The organism is Mycobacterium timonense, assembly GCF_025821985.1.
GTDB lineage: Bacteria > Actinomycetota > Actinomycetes > Mycobacteriales > Mycobacteriaceae > Mycobacterium > Mycobacterium avium.
In genome coordinates, this window is the sequence record NZ_JACKSY010000046.1 from 14,716 (window position 1) to 33,509 (window position 18,794).

The 18,794-nt window shown below is 71.0% G+C and carries 16 protein-coding genes; 5 read left to right on the forward strand and 11 right to left on the reverse strand.

The genetic code is table 11. From position 1 onward, the window contains the following. Nucleotides 1–6: 6 nt before the first annotated feature. The 9 genes from murD to H7I87_RS12760 form a co-directional block, all read right to left on the reverse strand. On the reverse strand, nucleotides 7–1,476 hold the full coding sequence (gene murD / locus H7I87_RS12720; protein ID WP_033726857.1) for a UDP-N-acetylmuramoyl-L-alanine--D-glutamate ligase: 1,470 nt from the start codon (nucleotides 1,474–1,476) through the stop codon (nucleotides 7–9). Then, nucleotides 1,476–2,555 (reverse strand): phospho-N-acetylmuramoyl-pentapeptide-transferase, encoded by a 1,080-nt coding sequence (gene mraY, locus H7I87_RS12725; RefSeq protein ID WP_009976557.1) that lies wholly within the window; start codon nucleotides 2,553–2,555, stop codon nucleotides 1,476–1,478. Before mraY ends, murD begins: the two co-directional genes overlap by 1 nt. Continuing rightward, nucleotides 2,552–4,111, reverse strand: a complete 1,560-nt coding sequence (locus H7I87_RS12730) for a UDP-N-acetylmuramoyl-tripeptide--D-alanyl-D-alanine ligase (protein ID WP_063967027.1) — start codon at nucleotides 4,109–4,111, stop codon at nucleotides 2,552–2,554. Before H7I87_RS12730 ends, mraY begins: the two co-directional genes overlap by 4 nt. Next, nucleotides 4,108–5,670, reverse strand: coding sequence for a UDP-N-acetylmuramoyl-L-alanyl-D-glutamate--2,6-diaminopimelate ligase (locus tag H7I87_RS12735; protein ID WP_062890820.1), 1,563 nt, complete (start codon nucleotides 5,668–5,670; stop codon nucleotides 4,108–4,110). Before H7I87_RS12735 ends, H7I87_RS12730 begins: the two co-directional genes overlap by 4 nt. A gap of 102 nt (nucleotides 5,671–5,772) precedes the next feature. Continuing rightward, a complete protein-coding gene (locus tag H7I87_RS12740; RefSeq protein WP_033725145.1) occupies nucleotides 5,773–7,764 on the reverse strand; it encodes a peptidoglycan D,D-transpeptidase FtsI family protein in 1,992 nt (663 codons plus the stop codon). Continuing rightward, nucleotides 7,761–9,035, reverse strand: a complete 1,275-nt coding sequence (gene ftsL / locus H7I87_RS12745; RefSeq protein ID WP_011724728.1) for a cell division protein FtsL — start codon at nucleotides 9,033–9,035, stop codon at nucleotides 7,761–7,763. The genes H7I87_RS12740 and ftsL overlap by 4 nt, the downstream gene beginning before the upstream one ends. Beyond that, on the reverse strand, nucleotides 9,035–10,195 hold the full coding sequence (gene rsmH, locus H7I87_RS12750) for a 16S rRNA (cytosine(1402)-N(4))-methyltransferase RsmH (protein ID WP_095785446.1): 1,161 nt from the start codon (nucleotides 10,193–10,195) through the stop codon (nucleotides 9,035–9,037). The genes ftsL and rsmH overlap by 1 nt, the downstream gene beginning before the upstream one ends. After that, nucleotides 10,170–10,601 carry a division/cell wall cluster transcriptional repressor MraZ gene (gene mraZ / locus H7I87_RS12755; RefSeq protein ID WP_003872235.1) on the reverse strand — a complete coding sequence of 144 codons (432 nt, stop codon included), beginning with the start codon at nucleotides 10,599–10,601 and terminating at the stop codon, nucleotides 10,170–10,172. Before mraZ ends, rsmH begins: the two co-directional genes overlap by 26 nt. A 436-nt stretch (nucleotides 10,602–11,037) precedes the next feature. Next, nucleotides 11,038–11,439 (reverse strand): SCO2097 family morphological protein, encoded by a 402-nt coding sequence (locus H7I87_RS12760; protein ID WP_011724725.1) that lies wholly within the window; start codon nucleotides 11,437–11,439, stop codon nucleotides 11,038–11,040. Between the two features lie 392 nt (nucleotides 11,440–11,831). Between H7I87_RS12760 and H7I87_RS12765 the strand changes: the two genes are divergently transcribed. Continuing rightward, nucleotides 11,832–12,434 carry a GNAT family N-acetyltransferase gene (locus H7I87_RS12765; RefSeq protein ID WP_011724724.1) on the forward strand — a complete coding sequence of 201 codons (603 nt, stop codon included), beginning with the start codon at nucleotides 11,832–11,834 and terminating at the stop codon, nucleotides 12,432–12,434. A 119-nt stretch (nucleotides 12,435–12,553) separates the two neighbouring features. Further along, nucleotides 12,554–13,234, forward strand: a complete 681-nt coding sequence (gene lppM / locus H7I87_RS12770; protein WP_003872238.1) for a lipoprotein LppM — start codon at nucleotides 12,554–12,556, stop codon at nucleotides 13,232–13,234. 3 nt (nucleotides 13,235–13,237) lie between these two features. On the opposite strand, the gene H7I87_RS12775 is transcribed toward lppM, so the two are convergent. Beyond that, nucleotides 13,238–14,131 (reverse strand): mycobacterial-type methylenetetrahydrofolate reductase, encoded by an 894-nt coding sequence (locus tag H7I87_RS12775; RefSeq protein ID WP_003872239.1) that lies wholly within the window; start codon nucleotides 14,129–14,131, stop codon nucleotides 13,238–13,240. A 265-nt stretch (nucleotides 14,132–14,396) separates the two neighbouring features. Between H7I87_RS12775 and idsA2 the strand changes: the two genes are divergently transcribed. Continuing rightward, nucleotides 14,397–15,446 (forward strand): bifunctional (2E,6E)-farnesyl/geranyl diphosphate synthase, encoded by a 1,050-nt coding sequence (idsA2, locus tag H7I87_RS12780; protein WP_003872240.1) that lies wholly within the window; start codon nucleotides 14,397–14,399, stop codon nucleotides 15,444–15,446. Nucleotides 15,447–15,450: 4 nt separating this feature from the next. Then, a complete protein-coding gene (locus H7I87_RS12785) occupies nucleotides 15,451–16,968 on the forward strand; it encodes an alpha-(1->6)-mannopyranosyltransferase A (protein ID WP_011724723.1) in 1,518 nt (505 codons plus the stop codon). On the opposite strand, the gene H7I87_RS12790 is transcribed toward H7I87_RS12785, so the two are convergent. Continuing rightward, a complete protein-coding gene (locus tag H7I87_RS12790; protein ID WP_003878126.1) occupies nucleotides 16,962–17,366 on the reverse strand; it encodes an Rv2175c family DNA-binding protein in 405 nt (134 codons plus the stop codon). The two genes, H7I87_RS12785 and H7I87_RS12790, sit on opposite strands and share 7 nt — an antisense overlap. 175 nt (nucleotides 17,367–17,541) lie before the next feature. Between H7I87_RS12790 and H7I87_RS12795 the strand changes: the two genes are divergently transcribed. Then, complete coding sequence (locus H7I87_RS12795; RefSeq protein ID WP_081256539.1) at nucleotides 17,542–18,732, forward strand: protein kinase domain-containing protein; 1,191 nt, start codon at nucleotides 17,542–17,544, stop codon at nucleotides 18,730–18,732. The last annotated feature ends 62 nt before the right edge of the window (nucleotides 18,733–18,794 follow it).

Genomic DNA, 18,794 nt, shown 5'->3' on the forward strand with positions numbered 1-18,794 from the left:
CCCGCCCTACCGTATGGCCGTGCGCACCGCGGCCGCGAACGCGTCGCCCCGGTCGGCGTACCCGGCGAATTGGTCGAACGACGCGCCCGCCGGTGCCAGCAGGACGGTGTCACCGGGCTTGGCCAGGTCACGGGCGGCGGCCACCGCCGCGCTCATGACCGCAGCGCCGAGATCCCCGTCCAAATGTTTCACTTTTGTCACATTGGCACCAAACACCACAGGCGTCGCATCCATACCAGCATCCTCGCCTGTCACAACGTGGACGACGGGGACATCCGGCGCGTGTCGCGATAACGCCTCTGCAACCTCTCGCCGATCTCGGCCGATGAGCACCGCGCCGACCAGCCGGGACGCCATCCTGGCCACCTCGGCGTCGACCGACGCGCCCTTCAGCAGCCCCCCGGCGATCCACACCACGCGGGGATAGGCCAGCACGGAGGCCTCGGCGGCGTGGGGATTGGTGGCCTTGGAGTCGTCGACGTAGGTGATCCCGTCGGCGACGGCCACCACCTCGGCCCGGTGCCGGCCCACCCGGAAGGAGACGATCGCCTCGGCGATGGGCGATGCAGGCACGTCCACGCAGCGCGCCAGCGCGGCGGCGGCCAGGGCGTCGAGCACTCCGACCGGTCCGGGCACCGGGATCGAGTCGACCGGCAGCAGGGTCAGGTCGTCGGCGAAGGCGCGGTCGACGAGCTGGCCGCCGCGCACACCGAGCTCCCCGGCGGCCGGCTCGCCCAGCCGGAAACCGACCCGCACCGGCGCCCGGGCGGTGCTCAGCAGCGCCGCGGCCCGGCTGTCGTCCAGCCCGACGACGGCCACCCGGCCGTCGAGCACCCGGGCCTTGGCCGCGGCGTAGTCGGCCAGCGTGCCGTGCCAGTCGAGGTGGTCTTCGGCGATGTTGAGCACCGCTCCCCCCTCCGGCCGCAGCGAGGGCGCCCAATGCAGTTGGAAGCTGGACAGCTCGACGGCCAGCAGCTCGGCAGGTTGGTCGAGCACGTCGAGCACCGGGCTACCGATGTTGCCGCACAACAGACTTCGCCGGCCCGCCGCGGTCAGCATGGCGTGCAGCATCGACGTGGTGGTGGTCTTGCCGTTCGTCCCCGTGACCACCAGCCAGCGGCGCGGCGGCCCGTAGTGTCCGGCGGCGTCGAGGCGCCAGGCCAGCTCCACGTCCCCCCACACGGGCACCCCCGCCGCGGCGGCGGCGAGCGGTAGCGGTGCGGTCGGCGCGAACCCGGGGCTGGTGACCACCAGGGCATAGCGCGAAATCCGTTCGGCGGCCGCCGATGTGGAGACGGTGTCGACTCCGGAGTCCACGTATCCGCGCAAGGTGGCGGGGTCGTCGTCGCACACGGTCGGCGCCGCGCCGAATCTCCTCAGCGCCGCCAGCACCGCCCTGCCGGTGATCCCGCCGCCGGCCACCAGCACCGGCGCCCCCGGCGACAGCGGGGCCAGGGCCGGCTCAGCAGCACTCATCAGGCACCGATCGCGGCCAGCCACTCACCGTAGAACAGGGCCACGCCCAGGCCGCAGGCGATCGCGGTGAGCAACCAGAACCGGATGATGACGGTGGTCTCGGCCCAGCCCGCCAGCTCGAAATGGTGGTGAAACGGCGCCATCCGGAAGACCCGTCGCCCGGTGGTGCGAAAGGTCAAGATCTGCAACACAACCGAGCTCACCTCGGCGACGAACAGCGAGCCCAGCACGACGGCGAGGATCTCGGTGCGGCTGGTGACCGAGATGCCGGCGATGATGCCGCCCAGGGCCAGCGATCCGGTGTCGCCCATGAAAATCTTGGCGGGCGCGGCATTCCACCACAGAAAGCCGATGCAGGCGCCCGCGGTGGCGGCGGCGACGATCGCCAAATCCAGCGGGTCCCGCACGTTGTAGCAGCCCAGCCCGGGCGCGGTGACGCACGCGTTGCGGTACTGCCAGAACGTGATCAGCACGTAGGCCGCGGTGACCATCGCCATGCTGCCGGCGGCCAGCCCGTCCAGGCCGTCGGTGAAGTTGACCGCGTTGGACCAGGCGCTGACGACCACCACGCAGAACAACACGAACAGCCCGGGCGCCAGCGTGACGGTGGCGATCTCGCGCACGTAGGACAGGTCGGCGCTGGCCGGCGTCAGGCCGTTGGCGTTGCGGAATCCCAACGCCAGCACACCGAACAGCACCGCGGCCGCGACCTGCCCGATGGTCTTGGCGGTCTTGTTCAGGCCCAAGTTGCGCGACCTGCGGATCTTGATCAGGTCGTCGAGGAATCCGACGATGCCGAGCACGGTGGCCAGGCTCAGCACCAGCAGCCCCGACGCGGAGATGCCCTCGCCGTCGAAGGCCAGCCCAGCCAGGTGCGTTCCCAGATAGCCGGCCCAGATGCCCGCGATGATCGCCACCCCGCCCATCGACGGCGTGCCCCGCTTGGCGTGGTGGGTGGGCGGGCCGTCCTCGCGGGTGTGGTGACCGAAACCCTGCCGGGTGAACAACCGGATCAGCGCCGGGGTCAACAGGATCGACACGGTCAGCGCGATGGCGACGGCGATGAGGATCTGTCTCATCGGCGGGGCCCGCCGGGTAAGTCGTCCTCGCGATCGTCACGGGCCAGCGCGTCGGCGAGTGCGCCCAGCCCGGCCGCGTTGGATGCCTTGACCAGCACCACGTCACCGGGTTGCAGCTCGGCCCGCAAGAGCTCAAGCGCCGCCTCGGCGTCGGGCACGTTGACGGCTCCCTTGTCGGCCGAACCCCAGGAACCCTCCATGACCGCACCGTGGTGCATGGCGCTCACCGACCTCCCAGTTCCCACGACAACGAGTCGAGACACATCTAAGCGCACCGCCAGCCGGCCGATGCGATCATGTTCGGCGATCGCGTCGTCGCCGAGTTCGGCCATCTCGCCCAGCACCGCCCAGCTGCGCCGGGCCGGGGCGCCCGGTTCCGCCCCGCCGCGGGCGATCCAGGCCAGGGCCTGCAGCCCGGCCCGCATCGAATCGGGATTGGCGTTGTAGGCGTCGTCGATCACCGTGACGCCGTCGCCGCGGGTGCTGACCTGCATCCGGTGCCGCGACACCGGGCCCGCCCCGGCGAGCGCGGCCACCACCTGCTCGACCGTCGCGCCGCACTCCAACGCAACCGCGGCCGCGCACAGCGCGTTGCCGACCTGGTGGTCGCCGGAGACGCCGAGTTGCACCCGCGCCTGTCGTGTCCCACCGGCGTGGCTGTGATACAGCGTGAACCCCGGCCGGGCCAACTCGTCCAGCGACACCGGCCCGGCCCACACGTCGCTGGGGCCGGCCTCGGTGTGCTCGGCGCGGCTGACCCTGACCACCCGGGCGGCGGTCACCTCGGCCATGGCCGCCACGGTGGGGTCGTCGACGTTGAGGACCACCACGCCGGACGCTGGAACCGATTGCGGCAGTTCGGATTTGGTGCGTGCGATGGCTTCCCGCGAGCCGAACTCGCCCAGGTGTGCGGTGCCGACGTTGAGCACCACCCCCACGGCCGGCGGGGCGATTTCGGCGAGCGCGGCGATGTTGCCGGGGTGGCGTGCCGACATCTCGAGAACCAGGTAGTCGGTGTCGGCCGTGGCGCGCAGCACCGTCCAGGGATGCCCCAGCTCGTTGTTGAACGACCCGGGCGGGGCCACCACCTCACCCAGCGGCGCCAGCACCGCCGCGACCAGGTCCTTGGTCGACGTCTTGCCCGACGATCCGGTGATCCCGACGATGGTCAGCCCGCCGGCGACCAGCTCGGCGGCCACCGCCCGGGCGAGCTTGGCCAGCGCCGCCAGCACCGCGGCACCGGACCCGTCGGCGTCGTGCTCGAGCACCCCGGCCAGCGCGTCCGCGGCATCCACCGGCGGCGCGACGATGGCGGGGACGCCGACGGGCCGGGCGGCCAGCACGGCGACCGCACCGGCGGCCACCGCGGACTCCGCGTGGTCATGCCCGTCGGTGCGCGCCCCGGGCAGCGCCAGGAACAACCCGCCGGGCCCGACGGCGCGCGAGTCGAATTCGACGGTGCCGGTGACGCGCCGGCGCGCGGCGTCCGGTGCGGTGATGTCGGCCAGGGTGCCGCCGACGATGTCGGCGATCTGGGCGACGGTCAGGTCGATCATCCCTGCGCCTTTCGAGGCCCGACGACCTCGCGCAGCGCCTCGGCCAGCTCCACCCGGTCGTCGAACGGGCGGGTGTGCTCGCCGGTGCGCTGCCCGGTCTCATGACCCTTGCCCGCGACCAGCACCACGTCGCCCGGTCCCGCCCAGGCAACGGCGTGGCGGATCGCCGCACGCCGGTCGCCGATCTCGATAACCTCTGCGGCGCAACCACTTTCGGTGGCACCGGCCAGGATTTCGCGGCGGATCGCCGCGGGGTCCTCACCGCGCGGATTGTCGTCGGTGACGACCACCAGGTCGGCGAGCTCGGCGGCGGTCGCGCCCATCGGCGCCCGTTTGCCCGGGTCGCGCTCGCCCCCGGCGCCGAACACCACCGCCAGCCGGCGATCCGGGCGCTTGAGGCTGCTCAGCACCGCGCGCAACGCGCCCGGCTTGTGGGCGTAGTCGACCAGCGCCAGAAAGTCCTGGCCGGCGTCGATCTCCTCCATCCGGCCGGGCACCCTGGTCTGCAGCAGTCCCGGCGCCGCCTGCTCCGGGGACACTCCCACTGCATCCAGAAGTGCCAGCGCCACAAGGCAATTGGCGACGTTATAGTGGCCGGGCAGCCGAATGCCCGCCCGGTGCTGGACGCCGGCGGGATCGATCACGGTGAACTGCTGTCCCCCGGTCCCCAGCGGCGCCACCTCGACGGCCCGCCAGTGCGCCGGTTGTCCCTCGGCGCTGACGGTGACCGCATCACCGGCGCGGGCAGCCATTTCGCGCCCGGCCTCGTCGTCGATGCACACCACGGCGCGGTGCGCCCGCAGCGGGGAGTTCGGGTCGAACAGCAAGGCCTTGGCCTCGAAGTAGTCGGCCATGGTGGGGTGAAAGTCGAGGTGGTCACGCGACAGGTTGGTGAAACCGCCGACCGCGAAACGGGTTCCGTCCACCCGGCCCAACGCCAGCGCGTGGCTGGAGACCTCCATGACGACGGTGTCCACCCGCTGTTCGGCCATCGCGGCCAGCAGCGCCTGCAGGGCGGGGGCCTCCGGGGTGGTCAGCGCGCTGGGGATGTCGGCGCCGTCGATGCGGATGCCGACCGTGCCGATCAGCCCCGCCGTGCGGCCGGCGGCGCGCAGACCCGATTCGACCAGATACGTCGTGGTCGTCTTGCCGGACGTGCCGGTGATGCCGATGACGGTCAGCCGCTCGGACGGGTGCGCGTACACGGCGGCGGCCAGCTCCCCGAGCACGCTGCGGGGCCTGGGGTGCAGCAGCGTCGGCGTGGTCCGGCCGCCGGTCAGCTGCGCGACACCCGCGGCATCGGTGAGCACCGCGACCGCGCCGCGCTCGATCGCCTCGGCGGCGTGCCGGGCGCCGTGCGTCGTCGCACCGGGCAGCGCGGCGAACAGGTCGCCGGGCAGCACGTCCTGGGCGCGCAGGGTCACGCCGGTGACGGTGACGTCGGGGACGGCAGCGCGCCGGTCCGGGCCGGCCATCACCGCGCCGACCTGGTCGGCCAGCGCGGGCAGCCGCACGCCGGGGACGGCGCTGGGGCGCAACCCCGTGGGCACCGACACCACTTCTGCTCACACCTCCCTCCGGCGCCGCGTCATCCTCATGATCGGCCATGACACCCTACCTAGCCGGGGCGGGCCGGCGGGCGATCCGCGGGCGGCGCTCGGTCAGGTGGCTTGCAGGGTCAGCGGCGGGCCGGGGTCCGGCGACAGTGGCACGTTCTCCCGCTGCATCAGCCAGCCGGCGATGTTGTGGAACAGCGGGGCCGCGGAGTGGCCCGGCGTCCCGTCGGCGTTGCGCTCCGGGTTGTCCATCATGATGCCGATGACATACCGGGGGTTGTCGACGGTGGCCATCCCGGCGAAGGTGATCCAGTAGACGTTGTCGAAGTAGCAGCCGCAGGCGGGGTTGATCTGCTGGGCGGTGCCGGTCTTGCCGGCCATCTGGTAGCCGGTCACCGCGGCGGCCGGACCGGTGCCCTGCTGGTAACCCATCGGGTCGTGCTGCACGACGGCGCGCAGCATGTTGCGCACGGTCTGCGCGGTCTGCGGCGATACCACCCGCACGCCCTCCGGGCGCGGCTCCTCGGTGCGGGTGCCATCGGGCGCGATGGTGGCCTTGATGATCCGCGGCGGGATCCGCACCCCGTCGTTGGCGATCGTCTGGTACATGCCGGTCATCTGCAGCAGCGTCATCGAAAGACCTTGCCCGATGGGCAGGTTCGAGAAGGTGCTGCCCGACCACTGGTCGATCGGCGGCACCAGCCCCGCGCTCTCACCGGGCAGGCCCACGTTGGTGCGCTGGCCCAACCCGAACTTGCGGACCATGTCGTAGAAGCGCTCCGGCCCGACCCGCTGCGCCAACATCAAAGTGCCCACGTTGGAGGACTTTCCGAACACACCCGTGGTGGTGTAGGGCATCACGCCGTGGTCCCACGCGTCGTGGATGGACACCCCGCCCATCTGGATCGAGCCGGGCACCTGCAACACCTCGTCGGGATTCGACAGGCCGTACTCGATGACCGAGGACGCGGTGATCACCTTGTTCACCGAACCGGGCTCGAACGGCGAGGACACCGCCGGGTTGCCCAGCTGTTTGTCGCCCTGACGGCCGATGTCCTGGGACGGGTCGAAGGTGTTGTCGTTGGCCATGGCCAGCACTTCGCCGGTCTTGGCGTCCAGCACCACGGCCGAAACATTGTGCGCGCCAGACACATTCTTGGCCTGTTGCACCTGCTGCTGCACATAGAACTGGATGTCGTCGTCCAGCGTCAGCTGCACCATCGAGCCGTTGACCGCCCGATGCCGGTTGCGGTAACTGCCCGGGATCACCACGCCGTCGGAGCCGCGGTCATAGGTGACCGAGCCGTCGGTTCCGGACAGCACCGAGTCCATCGACTCTTCCAGACCCAGCAGCCCGTGGCCGTCCCAGTCGATGCCGCCGACGATGTTGGCCGCCAACGATCCGCCCGGGTATTGCCGCAGATCTTGACGCTCGGAGCCGACCTCCGGGAACTTGTCCGAGATCGCGCTGGCCACAGCGGGATCCACGGCGCGCGCCAGGTACACGAAGTTCTCGTCGCTTTGCAGCTTCTTCAGCACGGTCGCGGAGTCGGGCTTGTTGCCCAGCCGGCCGGACACCTCCTTGGCGATGTCGCGCAGCCGCTGCTGGGGGTCGGGAGCCGACGGGTTCTTGGACTTGGCCTCCTCCAGTTGCTTGTGAATCCGCTTCGGCTGGAAGGTCAGCGCCCGCGACTCGATGGTGAAGGCGAGCTGATCCTTGTGCCGGTCGATGATGCTGCCGCGCACCGCCTTTTCCACATCGGTGACCTTGAGCTGTCCGGCCGCCTGGGCGCGCAGCGCCGACGCGTTGGTCACCTGCAGGACGAACAACTGGGCGGCGGCCACCACCATCGCCACCAGCATCACCACGTTGCCGGCGCGGTGACGGAACACGAACGATCCGCCCCGAGAGGTCAATTGCGCGATCTGACGGGTGCGCCGCTGCCGCGCCGAGTGCCCGGGTGCGGCCTCGGCCGGGTTGGCCTTGCCGCGGCGTTTGGGCTGGCGAATCGCCTTGCCCTGCACGTCCTTACGCGGCCCACGCGTCGGCCGCACCGACTGGGACCGACGGGCCCGTGCCGAGTCGCCGCGGCTCACCTCGGGGCACCCGGCGACGCGACGGGGGCGGCCCCGGGCTGGGCGCCGTTGACCGGTTGCGGCAGCGGGGCGGCCGGGACCACCGGCTGGGGGGCCGCGCCCGGGCGGCCCAATTGCACCGGCACCGGCACCTCCGGCGGCAGCGGGGCGGGCAGCTGGCCGGGAGCCGGAACGGGCAAGCCCCCCAATGGAATCGAGACCTCCGCGGGGGCCGGAGCCACCGCCGGCCCGGCCGGCATCGGCAGCCCCGGCATCGGCAGCCCGGGCGTCAGGCCCGGCGGGCGACCGGTGGCCGGGCCGGTGGGCATGGCGGGCGATGCGGGTGGCACAGCGGCGACCGGACCGCCGGGCAGCGCGGGCGGCGCGGCGACGGGACCGCCGGGCACACCGGGCGGCGTGCCCGGGACCGGGGGAACCGCCGGCGCCAGGTGTTGACCGCCCAGCGTGGAGGCGCCGTCCGGCGCGCGCAGCAGCGCCTCGGGCCCGGACCTGGCCGGGACGGGTCCGCCGGGGGCGAGCTCCACCCGGATCGGGACCTCGGCGGCCGGCGGCGCCGGCTTCGGCGGCTGCGGCGCCTCGTCGGGCAGCTTGCTGTTCAGCGGCGGCGGCGGCACCCCGTCGGCCGGCTTGGGTGTGCCGACCACCACCCAGTTGCCGGACGGATCCTGGACCAGGTGCGCGGTGTCCCGGGTCGGGATCATGCCCTGCTTGCGGGCCGCCTCGGCCAGCGCGGGTGCGGCCTCCGCCTCGCGCACGTCGCGCTCCAGCGCCTCCTTCTGCTGCTGCAGCAACCGGGTCCGCTCCCGGGCGTGGCTGAGCTTGTAGGAGCGCTCGGCGGAGTCGGTGGACAGCCACAGGGTGAGCCCGAGCCCGACGCCCAGCGCACCGATGACCAGGACGACGAACGGGACCTTGCTGGCCAGGGTGCGCGGCCGCAGGTCGATCGCTGCCAGCCGGGCGGCCAGCCGCTCGGTCAGCCGGGGCCGAACGACCTTGGGCGCCTTGGCTTTACGAGCCTTCGCCCGCGCCTTGGCCTGGCTGGTGTTCTTGGGCCGGGCCGATCGCTCGGCCGGCCGCGCGACGGGGCTGGTCTGCGGACCCGGCTTGGGCGCGCGGGATTCCCGGGTGGGCGCGGAGGCCGGGCCGCCGCGGGCGCGCCGCGCCGCGCCGGCGTCGGCCGCCGGACGCCTGCCGCGGCGGGCGGAACCGTCGCGGGCGCCCCGACGATCGCTGCCGCCGCGCCGTTTCGCCGTCTCGCGCTCTGCTTTCATCAATCGCCTTTCCCGGTCGCCTGCGGTGCTTGCGTTCGTTGCAGGGCCCGCAATCGCACTGCGGCACTGCGCGGGTTGCGTTCGATCTCGGCGGCGTCGGCGCGTCCGGCGCCGTGGGTCAGGGCGCGGAACCGTGGCTCGTGGCCGGGAAGTTCGACCGGCAGGTCCACCGGGGTGCGGGAGGCGACCGCCTGGGCGAACAACCGCTTGACGATCCGGTCCTCCAGGGACTGGTAGGCCAGCACCACGATCCGCCCGTCGACGGCGAGCGCGTCCAGCGCGGCCGGAAGCGCGCAGCGCAGCGTGTCCAGTTCGTCGTTGACGGCGATCCGCAGGGCCTGGAACGTGCGTTTGGCCGGGTGCCCGCCGGTGCGCCGGGCCGGTGCCGGAATGGCTTGGTAGAGAAGGGAAACCAGGTCCGCAGTGGAGGTGAACGGCTCTTTGGCGCGGCGGCGCACGATCTGCGCGGCGATCCGGCGCGCGAACCGCTCCTCGCCGTAGCGGTGCAAGATGTCCGCCAGCTCGGCCTCGTCGTAGGTGTTGAGGATGTCGGCCGCGGTCAGCGGCGATCCCGGGTCCATCCGCATGTCCAGCGGGGCGTCCTGGGCGTAGGCGAAGCCCCGCTCGGGGCGATCCAGCTGCATCGACGACACCCCGAGGTCGAACAGTATCCCGTCGACCGATTCGGTTGCGGCGTAACCGGATTCGGTCAGTGCCGCGGCGATGCCGTCGTAACGCGTGTGCACCAGGGTGATCCGGTCGGCGAACCGCGCCAGGCGTTCCCGGGCGATCTCGAGCGCGCTGGGATCGCGGTCGAGTGCGATCAGCCGCAGCCCGGGCAGGTCGGTCAGGAACCGTTCGGCGTGCCCGCCCGCGCCCAGGGTGGCGTCCAGCAGGACCGCGCCCGAGCCGTCGGGGTGACGACGGGTCAGTGCGGGGGTGAGCAGCTCGACGCAGCGCTCGAGCAGGACGGGCACGTGCCCGAAGTCCGGTGAATCGTCAACCACCGCAACGCCTCCCCGGATCGGGCGAGCTGCCCCTGCATCGAGGTCCCTGTCCGAAGGCACGAACCTGGCGTTGGGGAAGTACGCCAGGGTCGGTTCGGGCAGAGGCCACGTTGCACGGGCATGCGCCTCAGATGATGTCGCCGAGTGCTTCATCGCTTGCCGCGGAGAAGTTCTCTTCGTGGGTCTGCTGGTAGTCCTGCCAGGCCTGGGCATCCCAGATTTCCAGGTAGTCGACCGCCCCGATCACCACGCAGTCCTTGGACAGGCTCGCGTAACGACGGTGGTCGGCCGACAAGGTGATGCGGCCCTGGGCGTCGGGATGCTGTTCGTCGGTGCCGGCGGCGAGGTTGCGCAGGAACGCCCGGGCGTCCGGGTTGCTCTTGGAGGCCTTGCTCGCCCGGCGGGCCAGTTGCTCGAATTCCGCCCGCGGGTAGACGGCGAGGCTGTGGTCCTGGCTCTTGGTGACCATCAACCCCCCTGCCAGTGCGTCGCGGAACTTGGCGGGCAACGTCAGCCGCCCCTTGTCGTCGAGTTTGGGCGTGTAGGTGCCGAGAAACACCAGCTCACCTCCCGTTCGAGGTCACCCAAACACTGCAGCCACCATACCCCACAATCCCCCACTTCGCCCCATTCCGTGGGTGTCGGGGTGGCGTTTTTCGGGTTGTCCGACGTCAAAAGGAGAACATTGTGGCCGCCGGGGTGTGTCGCCGCCCTGCTGCGGCGTCTTTCGGGACGCCGCTATCACCTTGTTGACCAGGCGAAATGCCGCGGGTGGGGAAACGTGGGGATTTCCGGTGGGGCGCAGTGGGGGTAATGGGCGGCCCGCGCCTCGGTTGGGGATCGATTGGGACGCAAAACGGCATCGACGGTTGCGCGCCGCCCAGCCTCGCCGTCAGCCCTCGGCGGCCACCGGAGTCGGCCCTCGGCGGCCACCGGGGCCGGGAAAACAACGCGGGGCAGCCGACTCGGCTGCCCCGCGGGTGTGTGGGTGGACGTCAGTCGTCGAAGCGGCGGCGGAAGCGATCCTCCATCCGGCTGGTGAACGAGCCTCCACTCCTGTTGCGGCGCTGCCGCAGCGAGGTGGGGGCCGAGCCGGACAGGTCGGGCCGGCCGGGCAACCGTGGACCGGTGATGGCGAACACCACACCGCCGAACATCACGATGAACCCGAAGACGCTGAGGATCGGGAAGTTTCCGATCATCGTGGCCTTGAAGGCCACCCCGGAAACCAGCATTGCCAGACCGATGACGAACAACGCCACGCCCTGCAGACGCCGACGCGCGGTGGGCGCGCGGAACCCTCCGCCCCGGACGCTCGAAGCGAACTTGGGGTCTTCGGCGTAGAGAGCGCTCTCGATCTGATCGAGCATCCGCTGCTCATGATCGGAGAGTGGCATTCGTCCCTCCTTGCCGACAAGTTGACACGTGACTATCGGTAGCACGCGGATGCCCGTTGCGCGGGCAACTAATTGAATGATACGAGGTCGATCTGCCCCATACCACTGGTTCCGCGCCGATTCTATCCCGCCCGCATCCGGGCACCCCGCCGGACCGCAACGCCCGTGCGCTACAACCGGCTTCCCGAACCGGCTCCCGAACCGGCTTCCGAAACCGGCTTCCGAAACCGGGTGCGCCGACCGCTTACCGACCGCCGCGCCCGCGTCCGATAATGATCGCTAGCGGCCCGGTCCCACGGAGACCATTTCCGGGGCGACCCCGACACCGCGAAGCAACGGATCCCTGGACGAGATCGCTGGACGAGATCGCTGGATGAGGAGGGCACCGCGGGTTGGCGATATTCCTCATCGATCTGCTCCCCCACGACATGGAGCGCCGACTCGGCGACGCCCTGGCGGTGTACGTGGACGCGATGCGATACCCGCGCGGCACCGAGAACCAGCGCGCCGCCATGTGGCTGGAACACATCCGGCGCCGCGGCTGGCAAGGGGCGGCCGTCGTCGAGGCCGAGGTGGACTACGACGATCAGATGCCGTCGGCCGAAGAGTTGGCCAGCGCCCCGCTGCTCGGCGTGGCCTACGGCTACCCCGGGGCGCCGGGGCAATGGTGGCAGCAGCAGGTGGTGCTGGGTCTGCAGCGCGGCGGCTCTCCGCCGCAGGAGATCGCCCGGCTGATGAACGATTATTTCGAGCTGACCGAGCTGCACATCCACCCCCGCGCCCAAGGCCGCGGGCTCGGCGAGGCGCTGGCGCGACGGCTGCTCGCCGGTCGCGCGGAAAAGAACGTGCTGCTGTCCACACCGGAAACCAACGGCGAGCCCAACCGCGCCTGGCGGCTGTACCGGCGGCTGGGTTTCACCGACATCATCCGCCGCTACCACTTCGCCGGCGACCCCCGGCCGTTCGCGATCCTGGGCCGCGAACTCCCGCTGTGACACCGCAACATTCGGCACGCGACCCAAGGCTGCACTGAGCGGCACGGCGGATCTGGCACGATGACCTGGTGCGCGCCCGCCCTGCCCCGCCCCGCCGCCGCGGATCCCAGGCCGCCCGGATGCGACGGCGGCGCCTGCTGGCCTTCGCGATGCTGCTGCTGGTGGTGCCGCTGGCCACCGGATGCCTGCGCGTGCGCGCCTCGCTCACCATCTCCCCCGACGACCTGGTGTCCGGCGAGATCGTCGCCGCCGCGAAACCCAAGACTCCCAAGGACACCGGCCCGCAGCTGGACAGCAACAACTTGCCGTTCAGCCAGAAGGTGGCGGTGTCGAACTACGACAGCGACGGTTACGTCGGCTCCCAGGCGGTGTTCTCGGACCTGACGTTCGCCGAGCTGCCGCAGCTGGCCAACATGAACTCCGACGCCGCCGGGGTCAACCTGTCGCTGCGCCGCAACGGCAACCTGGTGCTCCTGGAGGGCCGGGCGGACCTGACCTCGCTGACCGACCCGGAGGCCGACGTCGAGCTGACGGTGGCCTTTCCCGGCGTGGTGACCTCGACCAACGGCGACCGGGTGGAGCCCGACGTGGTGTCCTGGAAGCTCAAGCCGGGCGTGGTGAGCACCATGACCGCCCAGGCCCGCTACACCGACCCCAACACCCGGTCATTCACCGGCGCGGTGGTGTGGCTGGGCATCGCGTCCTTCGCTGCGGCCGGGGTGGTGGGGCTGCTGGCCTGGGTCAGCCGGGACCGGTCACCGCGGTTGACCGCCCCGCGCGACCAACCCCCACCCGAATAGCCCCTAGCTCGGCCGGGGCGACCAGTAGGCCAGCATCTCGGCGAAGGTCTGAAACGCCGGGCCGGAAATCCCGTAGGTCGCCTCCAGGTGGATGCTCAGCGGGAAGCCGAGGTCGCCGACGCCGTCGATGACGCGCTTGTACAGGTCGACCATCTGCCGGCGCTTCTGCGCCGGTTCGCTGGCGGCCAGCGTCTTGACGAACTCCTGCTCGCGGGCCACCGCGGCGTTGCCCGGGTCCTGGATCAGCCAGTTGATCAGCCCGACCCGGCTCTCCATCTTCGGCACGAAGCCGAAGGACAGCAGGATCTCCGGCCGGTGGTCGGTCTGCCTGGCGAACTCGCGCAGAAACCCCACGATCGCGTCGGAGTACAGCAGCTGCGTCATGCCGTAGGTGGCGCCGCGGTCGCACTTGAAGCTGAAGCGGCCCTGTTCGCCGTCGCGGGTGGGGATCAGGATGACGCCGCGGTTGGTCACCAGGTCGCGGTAGATCGACAGGGCGTCGGTGGGGGCGACCCCGGAGCCCTCGCCGTCGTTCATGGTGCGCGGCACGCCGACGAACACCACGCCTTCCATGCCGGCCGAGCACAGCTCGGTCAGGCGTCCGTGCAGCGACTGTTCGTCCATGAACGCGGTGACCTGGGTGCACAAGCCCTTGATCCCCGGCAGTTCCGGTTTGACGACCGACCAGAAGTCCAGCACGTCCAGCTTGGGCTTCATCGGAACCGGGCGATCGTCGTCCTCGGCGATGATGCCGGGAATCATCACGTGCCGGATCCGGCCGTCCAGACCCGACTCCGCGGAATGCCGCACCACTTTGTGCGCCTCTTCGAGTGCCCGCTCCCGACCTTCGTCGGCGTTGGGTGGCACCAGCTCGAGCGCAATGGTGTTGAGGGTCACGCGGCTTCTCTCCATCCGACGGGTATTGGCCCGGGGCGTCTGCTGTGCGCGCACTGTCCGCGCCAGCCCCAGCGCACCCGCCAGCATAGGGGCGGGTTAGTGAGGCAGTCGAAGCAACTGGGCGCGGCGGGCACCCCGTCGGCCGCGGAGACCGGCTCGGGCGACGCGGCGAATACACTGGTCGGGCCTGCAACACCCAGCCAGCCGAGCAGAAAGGGGCGCCGCGCTGAGCCTACGAGCTTCAGAAGCGGCGGCAACCGTCGAGTTGACCGGCGCCATCACCGAGCAATTGCGGCGGTATCTGCATGACCGGCGCGCCGAGACCGCCTACATCGGTGACGACTACAGCGGCCTGATCGCCGCGCTGGAAGAGTTCGTGCTGAACGGCGGCAAGCGGCTGCGGCCCGCCTTCGCCTACTGGGGCTGGCGCGCGGTGGCCACCGAGGCGCCCGATGACCAAGCGCTGCTGCTGTTTTCCGCACTCGAGCTGCTGCACGCGTGCGCCCTGGTGCACGATGACGTGATCGACGACTCGGCCACCCGCCGGGGCCGGCCCACCACGCACGTGCGGTTCGCGTCGTTGCACCGCGACCGGCAGTGGCAGGGCTCGCCGGAGCGGTTCGGGATGTCGGCGGCGATCCTGCTCGGCGATCTCGCCCTGGCCTGGGCCGACGACATCGTCCTCGGTGTCGACCTGACACCGCAGGCGGCGCGCCGGGTGCGGCGGGTGTGGGCCAACATCCGCACCGAGGTGCTCGGCGGGCAGTACCTCGACATCGTCGCCGAGGCCAGCGCCGCCGCCTCGATCGCCTCGGCGATGAACGTCGACACCTTCAAGACCGCCTGCTACACCGTGTCGCGCCCGTTGCAGCTCGGCGCGGCCGCCGCCGCCGACCGGCCGGACGTGCACGACCTGTTCAGCCAGTTCGGGACCGACCTCGGGGTGGCGTTTCAGCTGCGCGACGACGTGCTGGGCGTGTTCGGCGACCCCGCGGTGACCGGCAAACCGTCGGGCGACGACCTGCGATCCGGTAAGCGCACCGTGCTGTTGGCCGAGGCGGTGGAGTTGGCGGAGAAGTCGGATCCGTTGGCCGCCAAGCTGTTACGAGACTCCATCGGAGCACAGCTGAGCGACGCCGAAGTGGATCGGCTGCGCGACGTGATCGAGTCGGTGGGTGCGCTGGCCGCCGCCGAGCAGCGCATCGCCACGCTGACCCAGCGGGCCCTGGCCACCCTGGCGGCCGCACCCATCAACACCGCCGCCAAGGCGGGGTTGTCCGAATTGGCCAAGCTGGCCACCAACCGGTCGGCCTGAACCGATGGCCACCGGAACCGACACCCCGGCCGCCGACCCACCGGCGGCCAAACCCTCTCGCGGACAATGGTTTTCGCGGCTGAAGGCGTTCGCCGGTAGCGCCGACTCCGGCCCCGCGAAGCTGGGGATGTTGGGATCGGTGCTGATCACCCTGGGCGGGCTGGGAGCGGGCAGCACCCGTCAGCACGACCCGCTGCTCGAGTCGATTCACATGTCCTGGCTGCGTTTCGGCCACGGCCTGGTGCTGTCGTCGATCGTGCTGTGGACCGGCGTCGGCCTGATGCTGATCGCCTGGCTGAGCCTGGGCCGTCGCGTGTTGGCCGGCGAGGCAACCGAGTTCGTCATGAAGGCCACCACCGGCTTCTGGCTGGCGCCGCTGCTGGTGTCGGTGCCCGTGTTCAGCCGGGACACCTACTCGTACCTGGCGCAGGGCGCGCTGCTGCGCGACGGCCTGGATCCCTACGCGGTCGGTCCGGTCGCGAACCCGAACAGCTTGCTGGACAACGTCAGTCCGATCTGGTCGATCACCACCGCACCCTATGGTCCGGTGTTCATCCTGGTGGCCAAGATCATCACCATCCTGGTCGGCAACAACGTGGTGGCGGGCACCGCGCTGCTGCGGCTGTGCATGCTGCCCGGCCTGGTGCTACTGATCTGGGCGACCCCCCGCCTGGCGCGCCACCTGGGCGCCGACGAGCCGACGGCGCTGTGGATTTGCGTGCTCAACCCGTTGGTGCTCATCCATCTGATGGGCGGGGTGCACAACGAGATGCTGATGGTCGGGTTGATGGCGGCCGGCATCGCGCTGACGTTCGGCGGCCGCCCCGTCGCCGGCGTCACGCTGATCACCGTCGCCATCGCGGTCAAGGCCACCGCCGGCATCGCACTGCCCTTCCTGGTGTGGGTGTGGGCGCGCCAACTGCGCGATCAGCGCGGATATCGGCCGGTGCCAGCATTTTTCGCGGCCACCGCGGCCTCACTGCTGATCTTCGCGGTGGTGTTCGCCGCCCTGTCCGCGGTGGCCGGGGTGGGGCTGGGCTGGCTGACCGCACTGGCCGGATCGGTGAAGATCATCAACTGGCTGACCGTGCCGACCGCGGCCGCCAACCTGATCCACGCGATCGGCAGCGGGTTCTTTCCGGTGAGTTTCTACCCGATATTGCGGGTCACCCGGCTGGTCGGCATCGCGATCATCGCGATCTCGCTGCCGCTGCTGTGGTGGCGGTTCCGCCGCGACGACCGCGACGCGCTCACCGGCATCGCGATCTCGATGCTGATCGTGGTGCTGTTCGTGCCCGCCGCGTTGCCGTGGTACTACTCGTGGCCGCTGGCCGTGCTGGCCCCGCTGGCGCAGTCCCGCCGCGCGGTGGCGATCATCGGCGGCCTGTCGACCTGGGTGATGGTGATCTTCAAACCCGATGGCTCCCACGGCATGTACTCATGGCTGCACTTTTCGCTGGCCACCGCCGTCGCGCTGGTCGCCTGGTACAGCCTGTACCGGGTTCCGCAGCCGGCTCAGTAAGCCATCGCCTGGGCCCGGCGCACGACTTCGCGGGCCTGGTGGGCGTGCAGCGCATCGACGGGGCGGGCGTTGCTGATGGCGTCGCGGCTGCCGTCCCGGGTCACCGTCAGCGATGGGTCCCGGGTGAACAACCAGCGCACGATCTCGGTGTCGCGATAGCCGCCGTCGTGCAGGATCGTCAGCAGCCCGGGCAGGCTCTTGACCACCTCGCCGGACTTGGTGAAGAACACCTGCGGCACCACCAAAGCCTCGCCGCGTCGGACCGCGACCAGGTGTCCCTCCCGGAGTTGCTGGTGCACCTTGGTAACCGGGACTCCGAGCAATTCGGCGACCCTCGGCAAGTCGTAGATCGGCTCGTCGGGATCTAGCACATCGTCGCCGGCAGGAATACTGCTCACTCGCGCAAGTGTAGGCGTTGATGCGCGCGTTGAGCCCGTGTTCCGGCGCCCAATCACCACCTCGCCCTACGATGGCCCCGTGGCCCAAGCTGAATCGCCCGGCTCCTCCTCGGGCCGGCCCGGCCCGCATCGTCGCCAGGCCCAAGCTGAATCGCCCGGCTCCTTTGCGGGCACGTTGCTGGACGGCCGCTATCTGATCGAGTCCAAGATCGCCAGCGGCGGCACCTCGACCGTCTACCGCGGCGTGGACACCCGGCTCGACCGTCCCGTCGCGGTGAAGGTGATGGACCCGCGTTACGCCGGCGACGAGCAATTCCTGACCCGGTTCCAGCGCGAGGCCCGCGCGGTGGCCCGGCTGAAGGATCCGGGCCTGGTGGCCGTCTACGACCAGGGCCTGGACGCGCGGCATCCGTTTCTGGTGATGGAGCTCATCGAGGGCGGGACGCTGCGCGAGCTGCTGGGCGAACGCGGACCGATGCCGCCCTACGCGGTGGCGGCGGTGCTGCGTCCGGTGCTGGGCGGGCTAGCCGCCGCGCACCGGGCCGGCCTGGTCCATCGCGACGTCAAGCCGGAGAACGTGCTGATCTCCGACGACGGCGAGGTGAAGATCGCCGACTTCGGGTTGGTCCGGGCCGTCGCGGCCGCCGGAATCACCTCTGCCAGCGTGATTTTGGGCACCGCGGCGTACCTGTCGCCCGAACAGGTGCGCGACGGCGCGGCCACCCCGCGCAGCGACGTGTACGCCGCCGGCATCCTCGCCTACGAGCTGCTGACCGGGCGCACCCCCTTCACCGGCGACTCGACGTTGGCGATCGCCTATCGGCGGCTGGACGCCGATGTCCCGCCCCCCAGCGCGGCCATCGACGGCGTGCCCGCGCAGTTCGACGACTTCGTGCAGCGCGCGACGGCCCGCGACCCGGCCGACCGGTACGCCGACGCGGTCGAGATGGGCGCCGATCTGGACGCGATCGCCGATGAGCTTGCGCTGCCCGGCTTTCGGGTGCCGGCCCCGCGCAACTCCGCATTACACCGGTCAGCGGCGCTGCACCGCGAGGCCGGCCGGCGGGCGCCCGCCGCCGAGCCGCCGGCGCGGCATCCCACCCGCCACTTGACCCGCGGACCTGAGGAGTGGCCGCAGCCCGAACCCCCGGCACACGTCGGGGCCGAACCCGATGACGACGAGGACGACTACGAATACCAGCCTGTCACAGGCGAATTCGCCGGCATCCCGATCAGCGAGTTCGTCTGGGCCCGCCAGCACAACCGGCGCATGGTGTTGGTCTGGTTGGCGCTGGTGCTGGCGGTCACCGGGATGGTCGCCACCGCGGCCTGGACCATCGGGCGCAACTTGAACGGACTGTTCTAGCTTTCCGGCGCGGCGCACGTCCATCGGAAGGCGCGGCGGCTCAGCCGGGTGGATCGCGCCCC

Coding starts and splice junctions, on each gene's coding strand:
- murD (WP_033726857.1), bottom strand. CDS start 1,476: ATGAGTGCTGCTGAGCCGGCCCTGGCCCCGCTGTCGCCGGGGGCGCCG.
- mraY (WP_009976557.1), bottom strand. CDS start 2,555: ATGAGACAGATCCTCATCGCCGTCGCCATCGCGCTGACCGTGTCGATC.
- H7I87_RS12730 (WP_063967027.1), bottom strand. CDS start 4,111: ATGATCGACCTGACCGTCGCCCAGATCGCCGACATCGTCGGCGGCACC.
- ftsL (WP_011724728.1), bottom strand. CDS start 9,035: ATGAAAGCAGAGCGCGAGACGGCGAAACGGCGCGGCGGCAGCGATCGT.
- rsmH (WP_095785446.1), bottom strand. CDS start 10,195: ATGAAGCACTCGGCGACATCATCTGAGGCGCATGCCCGTGCAACGTGG.
- H7I87_RS12760 (WP_011724725.1), bottom strand. CDS start 11,439: ATGCCACTCTCCGATCATGAGCAGCGGATGCTCGATCAGATCGAGAGC.
- lppM (WP_003872238.1), top strand. CDS start 12,554: ATGCGACGGCGGCGCCTGCTGGCCTTCGCGATGCTGCTGCTGGTGGTG.
- H7I87_RS12785 (WP_011724723.1), top strand. CDS start 15,451: ATGGCCACCGGAACCGACACCCCGGCCGCCGACCCACCGGCGGCCAAA.